A 12466-nucleotide genomic window follows, 5' to 3' on the forward strand; every position below is an offset into this window, starting at 1 on the left:
AGAAAACAATAGTGATTCCGTCAGTAGTGGCGAGCGAACGCGGAAGAGCCTAAACCGTAGGATTTATCCTACGGGGTTGTGGGGCGTTTCATATAGGAGTTACAAAAGACAGATGTAGGTGAACAGTTTGGGAAGACTGACCAAAGAGCGTGATAGTCGCGTAACCCAAACATCTGTCTCTCCGAGACCAACCCCGAGTAGCGCGGGACACGTGAAATCCCGTGTGAATCTGGCAGGACCATCTGCTAAGGCTAAATACTACCTAACGACCGATAGTGAACCAGTACCGTGAGGGAAAGGTGAAAAGCACCCCGGGAGGGGAGTGAAATAGTACCTGAAACCGTGTGCTTACAAATAGTCGGAGCACTTTCTATGTGTGACGGCGTGCCTTTTGTAGAATGAACCGGCGAGTTACGATAGCGTGCGAGGTTAAGTCGAAGAGACGGAGCCGCAGCGAAAGCGAGTCTGAATAGGGCGAAAGTACGTTGTCGTAGACCCGAAACCGTGTGATCTAGCCATGTCCAGGGTGAAGGTAGGGTAACACCTACTGGAGGCCCGAACCCACGCACGTTGAAAAGTGCGGGGATGAGGTGTGGCTAGCGGTGAAATTCCAATCGAACTCGGAGATAGCTGGTTCTCCCCGAAATAGCTTTAGGGCTAGCCTCGGATTTAGAGTCTTGGAGGTAGAGCACTGATTGGACTAGGGGCCCTCATCGGGTTACCGAATTCAGTCAAACTCCGAATGCCAAGTACTTATATCCGGGAGTCAGACGGTGAGTGCTAAGATCCATCGTCAAAAGGGAAACAGCCCAGACCATCAGCTAAGGCCCCCAAGTGTATGTTAAGTGGGAAACGATGTGGAGTTGCCCAGACAACCAGGATGTTGGCTTAGAAGCAGCCACCATTTAAAGAGTGCGTAATAGCTCACTGGTCGAGTGACTCTGCGCGGAAAATGTAACGGGGCTAAACATACCGCCGAAGCTATGGCAGTCCTTATGGACTGGGTAGGGGAGCGTTCCAAGCAGCAGTGAAGCCGTATCGTGAGGAGCGGTGGAGCGCTTGGAAGTGAGAATGCCGGTGTAAGTAGCGAAAAGACAAGTGAGAATCTTGTCCACCGAAAGCCTAAGGTTTCCTGGGGAAGGCTCGTCCTCCCAGGGTTAGTCGGGACCTAAGCTGAGGCCGAAAGGCGTAGGCGATGGACAACTGGTTGATATTCCAGTACCACCTCTGTTCCGCTTGAGCAATGGCGTGACGCAGGAGGATAGGGTGAGCGGCCTATTGGATGGCCGTCTAAGCAGTAAGTGTGGTGTGTAGGCAAATCCGCACACCAATAAGCACAAGCTGTGATGGCGAGGGAAATATAAGTACCGAAGTCCCTGATTTCACACTGCCAAGAAAAGCGTCTAGCGAGGAACAAGGTGCCCGTACCGCAAACCGACACAGGTAGGCGAGGAGAGAATCCTAAGGTGCGCGGGATAACTCTTGCTAAGGAACTCGGCAAAATGGCCCCGTAACTTCGGGAGAAGGGGCGCCTCGGTAGGGTTTATAGCCCGAGGAGGCCGCAGTGAAAAGGCCCAAGCGACTGTTTAGCAAAAACACAGGTCTCTGCGAAGCCGCAAGGCGAAGTATAGGGGCTGACGCCTGCCCGGTGCTGGAAGGTTAAGGGGATGGGTTAGCGCAAGCGAAGCTTTGAACCGAAGCCCCAGTAAACGGCGGCCGTAACTATAACGGTCCTAAGGTAGCGAAATTCCTTGTCGGGTAAGTTCCGACCCGCACGAAAGGCGTAACGACTTGGGCGCTGTCTCGGCAAGAGACCCGGTGAAATCATAATACCTGTGAAGATGCAGGTTACCCGCGACAAGACGGAAAGACCCCATGGAGCTTTACTGTAGCCTGGTATTGAAACTTTGTGCATCATGTACAGAATAGGTGGGAAGCTGTGAAGCGAGGGCGCCAGCCTTCGTGGAGCTGTCGTTGGGATACCACCCTTGATGTACGGAGTTTCTAACTTGCCGCCCTTATCGGGTGGAAGGACCATGCCAGGTGGGCAGTTTGACTGGGGCGGTCGCCTCCTAAAGAGTAACGGAGGCGCCCAAAGGTTCCCTCAGAATGGTCGGAAATCATTCGTAGAGTGTAAAGGCACAAGGGAGCTTGACTGCGAGACCTACAAGTCGAGCAGGGACGAAAGTCGGGCTTAGTGATCCGGTGGTTCCGCATGGAAGGGCCATCGCTCAACGGATAAAAGCTACCCTGGGGATAACAGGCTTATCTCCCCCAAGAGTCCACATCGACGGGGAGGTTTGGCACCTCGATGTCGGCTCATCGCATCCTGGGGCTGAAGTAGGTCCCAAGGGTTGGGCTGTTCGCCCATTAAAGCGGTACGCGAGCTGGGTTCAGAACGTCGTGAGACAGTTCGGTCCCTATCTGTCGCGGGCGTAGGAAGTTTGAGGAGAGCTGTCCTTAGTACGAGAGGACCGGGATGGACGCACCTCTGGTGCACCAGTTGTCACGCCAGTGGCACAGCTGGGTAGCTATGTGCGGACGGGATAAGCGCTGAAAGCATCTAAGCGTGAAGCCCCCTTCAAGATGAGACTTCCCATAGCGCAAGCTAGTAAGACCCCTCATAGACGATGAGGTTGATAGGTTCGGTGTGGAAGTGCAGTAATGCATGGAGCTGACGAATACTAATCGGTCGAGGACTTATCCACATTGCCTTTATGCTGACTTCATTATCTAGTTTTGAAAGAACAACTCTTTCATACTGTTCCTCAGTAGCTCAATGGTGGAGCAACCGGCTGTTAACCGGTAGGCTGGCGGTTCGAGTCCGTCCTGAGGAGCCATATGGCCCGTTGGTGAAGCGGTTTAACACAGCAGCCTTTCACGCTGTCATACAGGGGTTCGAATCCCCTACGGGTCACCATTTATCTGGAGGATTAGCTCAGCTGGGAGAGCATCTGCCTTACAAGCAGAGGGTCGGCGGTTCGATCCCGTCATCCTCCACCATTTATTTAAAATGCAACATTATATTGGGGAGATAGTGAAGTGGCTAAACACGGCAGACTGTAAATCTGCTCCCTCCGGGTTCGGCGGTTCGAATCCGTCTCTCCCCACCATTCCTATTGGGGTATAGCCAAGCGGTAAGGCAACGGACTTTGACTCCGTCATTCCCAGGTTCAAATCCTGGTACCCCAGCCATTGGGAGCCATTAGCTCAGTTGGTAGAGCATCTGACTTTTAATCAGAGGGTCGAAGGTTCGAGTCCTTCATGGCTCACCATTTTTATTTTGCGGACGTAGCTCAATTGGTAGAGCGTCGCCTTGCCAAGGCGAAGGTCGCGGGTTCGAGACCCGTCGTCCGCTCCATAGATGTGCCCTTAGCTCAGCTGGATAGAGCGTTTGACTACGAATCAAAAGGTCGGGAGTTCGAATCTCTCAGGGCACGCCATAATGTCGGGAAGTAGCTCAGCTTGGTAGAGTACTTGGTTTGGGACCAAGGTGTCGCAGGTTCGAATCCTGTCTTCCCGACCATGCATTATGCGGGTGTAGTTCAATGGTAGAACTCCAGCCTTCCAAGCTGGTCGCGTGGGTTCGATTCCCATCACCCGCTCCATAAGTTTACAAGAGAAGCAACTCAGACGATCTGGGTTGCTTTTTTGTTTGTCAAATAATTGTAAAATAAATTCATAACTATGCAAAAATTTGTCGAGTTGAGTCATTGCCTCATCTCCGTCTACAATATAGAGATAGAAAATAGAAGACTTTGTTACCCCAAGGAAGGAGTCTCACATATGAATAAAAAGATATCAATGATTGGTGTACCTCTCGATTTAGGTTGTGATCGTCGCGGTGTAGATATGGGACCTAGCGCTATTAGATATGCTGGGGTAGTGAAGCGTTTAGAGGGTTTGGGATATTCAGTGAAGGATTTAGGGGATATTCCTGTTATTAGGCCTGAAAATTTCGAAGAGACTGACAACCATAAGTATCTACATCAGGTTTTAGAGGCAAATGAAAGACTTGCAGCAAAGGTGGCAAAGGAGATAGAAGATGAACGTTTTCCTTTAGTTTTAGGAGGCGATCACAGTATAGCGTTAGGAACGCTTGCGGGAGTTGCTCAGACGAAAAAGAACCTTGGCGTGATTTGGTTTGATGCTCATGGTGATATAAATACAGGTCTGACATCCCCCTCTGGAAATATTCATGGCATGCCGCTTGCTGCTTCACTAGGAATTGGACATGAAGCCTTGGTTAAACTCGGAGGATATAGTCCGAAGATAAAGCCAGAACATGTTGTCATTATTGGTGCTAGAGATTTGGATTCTGGTGAACGTGAATTAATCAAAGAGCTTGGCATTAAAGTATATACCATGCATGAAATCGATCGCCTAGGTATGACACGTGTAATGGAAGAAACAATTGAATATGTTACACAAGGAACCGATGGAGTTCATCTGAGCTTGGATTTAGATGGTTTAGATCCATTATATGCTCCAGGAGTAGGAACTCCAGTTATCGGAGGTATCTCTTATCGAGAAGGACATTTGGCCATGGAAATTCTGGCCGAGTCAGATATTTTAACATCAGCTGAATTTGTAGAAGTGAATCCAATACTTGATCAGCAGAATGCAACAGCAGGTGTGGCGGTTGCATTAATGAGTTCCGTATTTGGAGATAAGCTATTGTAAGATTTCAAGACAGGATAAATGGAAATGAATCTTCCATTTTCCTGTCTTTTGTTTATTTGATCCATATCTTATATACTTAAAGTAAGCCGATTAATTGCCTTTTTATGAAGCTTTACATTTTGAAAATATGAAGGTAGAGTCAAAGGGTGAGTTTTTCCATTGATTTAAAAAATCGTTCTATTTTACACTGAGTTTCTAAAGTGCGGGAGTGATGAGAGGCAGTGCTTGTACTGCTTATTTGCTCTATTTCGCTCTACTTCATTTGATGATACAGCGATGTACTTCTCACCATAATAAGCGCACGTTCCATTTTGAGTATTTTTTTGTATCTTACTCTTTCGTTACTATTATATAAATAGTTTAAAACAGCTTATTTATGCTCTTTTTTATACATTCTTATAAAATTCTTTTCGTAACGCTGGTGTCAGACAGTTTTAATCGAGAATAAAAGGCAAACTACTTATATAATAAGAGAAAAAAATTCCGCAGAACTTAACAGCAAAATTTGAAACTAAATCGTCTTTAGTTCGTATTAGAAGACGGGTTACATTCTAGGGAGGATGGCATGGAATTTGTAGAGAGACGCTTGGTAGAGCGAGCGAAACGGGATGACCGTGAAGCGTTTGCGGAACTGGTGGAAATGTACAAAGATAAAATCTTTCAGCTGGCTTTCAGAATGGTTGGCAATCGCCAAGAGGCTGAAGATATTGCACAAGAAACCTTTTTGCGCGTTTATGCCAATCTGCATTCCTATGATGAAAATTATCGTTTTTCAACGTGGATATACCGTATTGCCACTAACCTGTGTATTGACCGGGGAAGAAAGAAAAAACCACAATTTTCTTTGGATGAAGAGCAGGGCGGGGATTTAGAAGGGCTTGATTGGTATTCAAGACTAGCCTCCGATGAGAAAACCCCTGAGGAAAAAGTCGTCGTACAAGAATTACAAGAAACGGTGCAAGATGCATTAACCAAGTTAAATCCTAAGTATCGGTCTATCATGGTACTTCGTTACATTGAGGATTTATCGTTGCAAGAAATAAGCGATGCCTTGCAGTTACCAATTACAACGATTAAAACCAGAATTCATCGTGGGCGAGAAGCACTGCGAAATAAGTTGCGATTTTAATTGAAAGGAGACGTATTCAGATGGATTGCAGAGAAGCAAAGCAGCTTAACCATGTGTTTTTGGATAAAGATATCGATCAACTATCGAATCAACGTCTTCAACAGCACCTGCTGAACTGTGAAGAATGCCGTACACATCTACAACAATTGCAAAAAGTGATTGCCTATGTGGAGAGTGCCTCTCATATTCAGGCACCAAGTGATTTTACTGCACGTGTTATGGCTCAGTTGCCTCCAGTAGCGAAACGTAAGAGCTTTGGTAACTGGATGAGACGACACCCGTTCGTAACGGCAGCGGCAGTCTTTTTTGTCCTCATGACAGGAAGTTTGTTTACCAGCTGGTTTGATCGGGATAATACCTTACAGATCACATCAGCCAATATGGATAAGCTAAAGATAGATAAAGAGCGTAATGTAGTTGTCGTGCCAGCTGGTACTACTTTAACCGGAGACCTTATTGTGCGCAATGGCAGTGTAGAGGTAGAAGGCGAAGTGAAGGGGAATGTTGTAGCTATTGACGGTAGAGTCTTTTTAGCCTCAACAGCTCAGGTGGCAGGAGATACAGAATCCATCGAAATGATTTTCGATTGGGTATGGTATGAGATGAAAAATATCGGAAATGACTTGCTTCCGTTGACTCATTAGGGGAAAATAGAAGGAAGAGAAGTAGCACGGCATGAAAAGCCGTGCTTTTTTCCGCAAACAATCCAATCAGAATTCTTGGATAGTATTGGAGTAGGAATGTGAGGCGGCGGTATGGGGTATTTAAACTACGTGAACATACTGCGTGACGGAATAGATATTCTTTTAGTCACGTACTTGATTTATAAACTAATCATGCTGGTCCGCGGAACTCGTGCTGTACAACTTTTGCGAGGAATCATGGTAGTTATCGTTACCTGGTTGCTTAGCAAGTACTTTGATTTCCGTACCCTGCACTGGCTGATGTCTCAAGCTTTTACGTTTGGGGTATTAGCAATTGTTATTATTTTTCAGCCTGAGCTTCGTCGTGCGTTGGAGCAAATTGGGCGCGGTAAATTATTCTCCCGCTCTTACTCGAATGATGATGAAGATGGCGTACAACGAATGGTCCAGGAAGTTGGCAAGGCTGTCACTTATATGGCTAAGCGTCGTATTGGAGCTCTAATCGTTGTGGAGAGAGATACAGGGCTAAATGATTATGTGGAGACAGGAATCGCCATAAATGGTCGAGTCACGTCAGAGCTGTTAATCAATATCTTTATCCCGAATACGCCTCTGCATGACGGAGCTGTCATTTTGCGTAAGGATACGGTGTTAGCAGCAGCTTGTTATCTCCCGTTATCTGAGAATCCATCCATTTCTAAAGAGCTGGGAACAAGACACCGAGCCGCTATTGGAATGAGTGAGGTCTCCGATGGTTTTACCATTATTGTGTCGGAGGAAACAGGTAACGTTTCGATAACGACCAATGGAGAAATAACGCGTAACTTGACTGAAGAGCTACTAGCACAAAAAATGCTAAGCAGACTCTCTCCACAAGCGAAGAGTAAATCCATGGCAAGTCGTTGGCAATGGGGGCGAAAAAATGGATAGATGGTTAAACAGTCATTGGTTTGTCCGCGGAATTGCCCTGCTTTTGGCCATTATGTTGTGGATGATCGTAAACTTAGAGCCAGAGCAAGGCAATTCCAGTGAAGCAGTACAGCCTACTCGAATTATCGAGAGCGCAAAGGTCAAAGCTTATTATGATGCTGATAATTTTGAGATTACCAACAAATTACAATCTGTTAAAGTAGCAGTGGAAAGTAACAATCCTTTTCTAAAATATAATATCTTTGATAACTACGAGGTATTTATAGACGCCAGAGGTTTAGCAAGTGGAGCACATCGTTTGCAGGTGCAGTCGCGTGGATTCCCTGATGGATCAAAAGTGACCATAACACCTGATTATATTGATGTAACATTAGAAGAAAAACAAACGGTGGAAATGGATGTCCAAGTCGAGAAAATTGGCAAGGAAGCGGATGGATATGAGTTAAAACAACCTATTGTGAAACCATTCCGTGTACTGGTTACTGTTCCAGCAAGTCAGGTTAAGAAGATTGGTGTAGTAAAGGCTGCTGTCAATGTAGATGGAGCGACCGATACTGTTTCTAGTAATGCGCAATTGAAAGTGTATGACAAGCAAGGAAATCAGATGACGGGAGCAGAAATTTCACCGCTTGTAGTCGAAGTTAATATACCGATGACAAGTCCGTCCAAAATGGTTCCACTCAAATTAAACTTGACGAATGAGCTACCAGATGGATATAGTTTGGCTAGTATAACGATGAACACACAAGAGGTGACGGTATACGGACCAAATGAAGTGATTAAACCTTTGGATACCTACTCGGGTCCAATAATTGATCTTAAAAATATTACTTCAGATCGGGTACTTCAATTAAAAATGCCGTTGGCGCCAAAAGTGGTGAAGGTAGACCCAGATACGTTGGATGTCACACTGAAGATAGTGCCATCCGAAACCAAAAAATTGGAGAACGTACCATTGAGGGTAACCGGACTCGCTGAAGATTTGGTTGCCAAAGTTGTTACAGCGGATGGACAGGAATTAAGCACAGTAAGCTTCGATGTGATCGGTGCTCCTAACATCCTAAAAGACCTCACGGCAAATGACATTCAAATTGTAGCAGATGTAAGTTCGCTACCTGTAGGTGTGCATGAGATTCCGCTGGTATATAATAACAATTTACCAGATTATCTCAAGATAGCATCGAATGCACTTAATCAGGTCACGGTAGAAATCACAAAAAAACAGTAGGAACATAGCCTATTACGTGTACTAGGAAAGAAATGAGGGACAAGGATGGGGAAGTATTTCGGAACAGACGGCGTACGTGGGGTTGCTAATACGCAGCTTACACCTGAATTGGCTTTTAAAATAGGTCGAGATGGTGGATACGTACTGACAAGACACAAAGAGGAAGGCAAACCAAAGGTAGTTATTGGTCGCGATACCCGTATCTCTGGTCAGATGCTGGAGAGTGCTCTAATCGCAGGTCTTCTCTCTGTAGGTGCAGAAGTAGTTCGTTTGGGAGTAATTTCTACGTCTGGCGTAGCTTATCTGACCAAAGCTTTAGGGGCAGATGCCGGTGTCATGATTTCTGCTTCACATAATCCATTTGAAGATAATGGAATCAAATTCTTTGGTAACGATGGCTTTAAACTGTCAGATGAAGACGAAAATGAGATTGAAAGATATTTGGATACACCAGAGGATACATTGCCACGCCCAACAGGGGACAAAATCGGTACTGTAATCGATTATCTGGAAGGTAGCCAGAAATACCTTTCTCATCTCAAAAGTTCTGTAAATGAGCGTTTTGAAGACATGAAAATCGTCTTGGATTGCGCAAATGGAGCCGTATCTTCTTTGGCAGCGAGATTATTTGCAGACGTGGAAGCAGATGTAATTACGATTGGTGCAAGCCCGAATGGCATCAACATCAATGATCAATGCGGATCAACACATCCAGAACGTTTACAGGAAGAGGTTGTGAAGCATAAGGCTGTATTGGGGCTTTCCTTTGACGGAGATGCAGATCGTTGTATAGCGGTCGACGAGAACGGTGAATTAGTAGATGGCGATTATCTAATGGCTATCTGTGCGCGTGCTCTTAAACATAAGGGCAAACTAAACAACAATACAGTAGTGACGACCGTAATGGCTAACCTTGGCTTCTTTAAAGCAATGGAAGAGCAAGGCATCAATAGTACACGTACAGCTGTAGGCGATCGCTATGTAATGGAAGAAATGGTCCGTGGGGGCTATAACCTGGGTGGGGAGCAATCTGGGCATATTATTTTCCTAGATTACAATACTACCGGGGATGGCTTATTAACTGGTCTGCAACTGCTTAATGTCATCAAGGAAACAGGCAAACCATTGTCTGAACTAAAACAGATGATGACTAAATTCCCACAGCTATTAGTAAATGTGCGTGTGGAAGATAAGACAAAGCTGAATGGCAATGTAGCTATTGAGCAAGCGATTAAAGAGGTAGAGGAAAGTCTGCATGGCAATGGTCGAGTGTTGGTCCGTCCTTCAGGTACAGAGCCAATCGTCCGCGTAATGGCAGAGGGTCCAGATGCTGCTGAACTAGAGGTTATGGTTCAAAAAATCGTAGAGGTTGTTAAAAAAGAATTAGCATAAAGGTAAATATAGGTAAAAGGGGGCGGCTTAGGTCTGCTCCCTTTTTTATGTCCAGAACCTTGATAAGGCAACATTTCTACTGCCATTTTTCATGTGACACATTTAGTCCTACACCTGCATAACATAAAGAGTGGGGAAATCTTAGCAATTTATCATTAATTTATGAGGATAGTAGCGGAAAAGAGATATTGTCCCCCACACAAAGCTGTGCTAAAGTAAGAAAGTATTTGATTATCATAAAAAGGAGGGGAAAGAGGATTCTCATTTTTAAGAACACAAATATCTTTTAAAAGCGCCAGCACTGTGGCTGCCCGACATGGAGCACAGTGGACGAGGTGGAGGTTTATCGAAATGTTCGGCGGATGCCTCCCGGTCATATATCAAGACCGTAAGCTCAGTTACAAAACATAGGGGCAACCTTATGGACAAAATCTGAGTATGATATTCACAATTACCTTATAGATAAAAATTTGCAAAGGAATGACGGGGGTACACCCCGTTAGCAAATTCAGTTGGGTCGTACCCCTGTCCACTAGAGAGGGGTTTCTATTACTATGTGCGGAATCGTTGGATATATTGGAAGTAAACAGGCGCAGGATATCGTTATTGGAGGTCTGCGTAAGCTGGAGTATCGTGGGTATGACTCTGCAGGGGTAGCAGTAATGACGGAGCAAGGTTTGGATCATGCAAAATCCAAGGGACGGATTGCTACGTTAGAAGAGCGTCTAAGAGACAGACCACTAGCGGGAATGGTTGGAATTGGCCATACTCGTTGGGCAACACACGGGAAGCCTTCCGATGAAAACTCTCATCCTCATTTAGACAAAACGCATAAATTTGCAGTTGTTCATAATGGGATTATTGAAAACTACCTGACTATCAAGGAAGAATTGATAGCAAAAGGATATAAGTTCCTGTCTGAAACAGATACAGAGGTCATCGCTCATCTATTGTCTGATTTATATGATGGCGATATCGTAGCCACAGTGCGTAAGGCTATACAAAAAATGCGCGGTGCCTATGCACTTGGTATCATGACAGAACACGAACCAGATAAATTAATTGCAGTACGTTTGGCAAGTCCACTAATCGTGGGTATTGGTGAAGGGGAAGCGTTTATCGGCTCTGACATCCCAGCTATTTTGGAGCATACACGTGATATGTACATTTTAAATGAAGGCGAAATGGCTGTTTTAACTCGAGATAATATCCAGTTGACAGTAGCAGAGACAGGCGAGCCTGTTGAGCGTGAGATTTTCCATGTAGATTGGGACTTGGTGCAAGCAGAGAAGGACGGCTATGACTCCTTTATGTTAAAAGAGATTCATGAGCAGCCAAAAGCAATGCGAGATACAATTGGTTCCCGTATTGATCCGGAAAACAAACGTGTACTATTACCAGAGATGAAAATGACTCCAGAAGAGCTAGCTGCTTTTGACAGAATGTACATCGTAGCATGCGGTACTTCTATGCATGCTGGCCTCATTGGGAAAGAAGTCATTGAGAAGCTGACACGCATTCCTGTCGAGGTAGCGATCGCTTCAGAATTTAGATATCGTGACCCGATCTTCACAGATAAGACGTTAGTGGTTGTCATCAGTCAATCAGGAGAAACAGCAGATACGCTGGCAGCTCTACGTGAAGCGAAGAAACACGGCGTGAAGGTAATGGCAGTAAGTAACGTAGTAGGCAGCTCAGTAGCTCGTGAAGCAGATGAGGTTATCTATACATGGGCGGGACCAGAGGTGGCGGTTGCTTCTACAAAAGCTTATACATGCCAAAGCTTGGCTCTGTATCTGTTTGCGCTTTATCTTGCACAGGTGAAAGGAACACAAACAGATGCACAAATCGCTGAGATTGTCGATCACCTATTAGAGATCCCAACACAAACAGCTAACATTCTAGAAATGGAAGAGAGCCTACGTAAGGTAGCTACTTCTGTAACAAAGGATGTTCAAAACCTGTTCTTCATCGGACGTGGTCTGGACTATGCTGTGACGCTGGAAGGCTCCCTGAAGCTAAAAGAGATTTCTTATATTCATTCCGAAGCGTACGCAGCGGGAGAATTAAAGCACGGTACCCTAGCTCTCATTGAAGAGAATGTACCTGTGATTGCACTGGCTACTCAGCCAGACCTATTTGACAAGACGGTATCCAACATCGTTGAGGTCAAAGCTCGCGGCGCCTACACGCTAGGCTTCGCATTTGAAGGAGATACAGAATTGGCGAAAACAGTGGATGAAGTGGTGTATGTGCCACGCACCCTGCCGATCCTGTCTCCTGTATTAACTGTCATTCCGTTGCAATTGCTTGCTTACTTTGCGTCTACAGCTCGTGGCCTGGATGTGGATAAACCACGGAACTTGGCTAAGAGTGTGACGGTGGAGTAGGGATTTGTTTTTTGTAGATTTGAAATAAAGTTGCACCGTTTATAAAAAAGTTAAACCGTTTTGAAAAAAG

At 45.4% G+C, this 12466-nt stretch carries 7 protein-coding genes, 10 tRNA genes and 1 rRNA gene (1 of these 18 only partly in view); all 18 read left to right on the plus strand.

Going from position 1 to position 12466, the window contains the following annotated elements:
• Window positions 1–2708 (plus strand): 23S ribosomal RNA (locus BrL25_RS11275); it begins 221 nt to the left of the window's first position.
• A gap of 57 nt (window positions 2709–2765) precedes the next feature.
• A tRNA-Asn gene (locus tag BrL25_RS11280) sits at window positions 2766–2840 on the plus strand.
• A 3-nt stretch (window positions 2841–2843) separates the two neighbouring features.
• Window positions 2844–2920 (plus strand) — tRNA-Glu (locus BrL25_RS11285).
• Between the two features lie 7 nt (window positions 2921–2927).
• A tRNA-Val gene (locus BrL25_RS11290) sits at window positions 2928–3003 on the plus strand.
• Between the two features lie 25 nt (window positions 3004–3028).
• A tRNA-Tyr gene (locus BrL25_RS11295) sits at window positions 3029–3113 on the plus strand.
• 7 nt (window positions 3114–3120) lie between these two features.
• A tRNA-Gln gene (locus BrL25_RS11300) sits at window positions 3121–3195 on the plus strand.
• A gap of 4 nt (window positions 3196–3199) precedes the next feature.
• A tRNA-Lys gene (locus BrL25_RS11305) sits at window positions 3200–3275 on the plus strand.
• Window positions 3276–3285: 10 nt separating this feature from the next.
• A tRNA-Gly gene (locus tag BrL25_RS11310) sits at window positions 3286–3361 on the plus strand.
• A gap of 5 nt (window positions 3362–3366) precedes the next feature.
• Window positions 3367–3443: transfer RNA gene (locus BrL25_RS11315), tRNA-Arg, on the plus strand.
• Between the two features lie 6 nt (window positions 3444–3449).
• Window positions 3450–3526: transfer RNA gene (locus BrL25_RS11320), tRNA-Pro, on the plus strand.
• Between the two features lie 8 nt (window positions 3527–3534).
• Window positions 3535–3608: transfer RNA gene (locus BrL25_RS11325), tRNA-Gly, on the plus strand.
• Between the two features lie 178 nt (window positions 3609–3786).
• Entirely contained in the window at window positions 3787–4683 is an 897-nt protein-coding gene (gene rocF, locus BrL25_RS11330; RefSeq protein ID WP_018673574.1) for an arginase, read from the plus strand.
• Window positions 4684–5248: 565 nt separating this feature from the next.
• Window positions 5249–5812 carry an RNA polymerase sigma factor SigW gene (gene sigW / locus BrL25_RS11335; protein ID WP_018673573.1) on the plus strand — a complete coding sequence of 188 codons (564 nt, stop codon included), beginning with the start codon at window positions 5249–5251 and terminating at the stop codon, window positions 5810–5812.
• A gap of 20 nt (window positions 5813–5832) precedes the next feature.
• On the plus strand, window positions 5833–6456 hold the full coding sequence (locus tag BrL25_RS11340; RefSeq protein WP_018673572.1) for a zf-HC2 domain-containing protein: 624 nt from the start codon (window positions 5833–5835) through the stop codon (window positions 6454–6456).
• Between the two features lie 111 nt (window positions 6457–6567).
• Entirely contained in the window at window positions 6568–7386 is an 819-nt protein-coding gene (gene cdaA / locus BrL25_RS11345) for a diadenylate cyclase CdaA (RefSeq protein ID WP_018673571.1), read from the plus strand.
• Complete coding sequence (locus tag BrL25_RS11350) at window positions 7379–8614, plus strand: CdaR family protein (protein ID WP_018673570.1); 1236 nt, start codon at window positions 7379–7381, stop codon at window positions 8612–8614. The genes cdaA and BrL25_RS11350 overlap by 8 nt, the downstream gene beginning before the upstream one ends.
• A gap of 45 nt (window positions 8615–8659) precedes the next feature.
• A complete protein-coding gene (gene glmM, locus BrL25_RS11355; protein WP_018673569.1) occupies window positions 8660–10006 on the plus strand; it encodes a phosphoglucosamine mutase in 1347 nt (448 codons plus the stop codon).
• A gap of 554 nt (window positions 10007–10560) precedes the next feature.
• Complete coding sequence (glmS, locus tag BrL25_RS11360) at window positions 10561–12396, plus strand: glutamine--fructose-6-phosphate transaminase (isomerizing) (RefSeq protein ID WP_018673568.1); 1836 nt, start codon at window positions 10561–10563, stop codon at window positions 12394–12396.
• The last annotated feature ends 70 nt before the right edge of the window (window positions 12397–12466 follow it).

Origin of the sequence: Brevibacillus laterosporus DSM 25 (genome assembly GCF_002706795.1) — a bacterium.
Classification (GTDB): Bacteria; Bacillota; Bacilli; order Brevibacillales; family Brevibacillaceae; genus Brevibacillus_B; species Brevibacillus_B laterosporus.

What these genes read in the sequence shown, in the direction of transcription:
- BrL25_RS11350 (WP_018673570.1), top strand. Translation starts at nt 7,379, where the DNA reads ATGGATAGATGGTTAAACAGTCATTGGTTTGTCCGCGGAATTGCCCTG.
- cdaA (WP_018673571.1), top strand. Translation starts at nt 6,568, where the DNA reads ATGGGGTATTTAAACTACGTGAACATACTGCGTGACGGAATAGATATT.
- glmM (WP_018673569.1), top strand. Translation starts at nt 8,660, where the DNA reads ATGGGGAAGTATTTCGGAACAGACGGCGTACGTGGGGTTGCTAATACG.
- rocF (WP_018673574.1), top strand. Translation starts at nt 3,787, where the DNA reads ATGAATAAAAAGATATCAATGATTGGTGTACCTCTCGATTTAGGTTGT.
- BrL25_RS11340 (WP_018673572.1), top strand. Translation starts at nt 5,833, where the DNA reads ATGGATTGCAGAGAAGCAAAGCAGCTTAACCATGTGTTTTTGGATAAA.
- glmS (WP_018673568.1), top strand. Translation starts at nt 10,561, where the DNA reads ATGTGCGGAATCGTTGGATATATTGGAAGTAAACAGGCGCAGGATATC.
- sigW (WP_018673573.1), top strand. Translation starts at nt 5,249, where the DNA reads ATGGAATTTGTAGAGAGACGCTTGGTAGAGCGAGCGAAACGGGATGAC.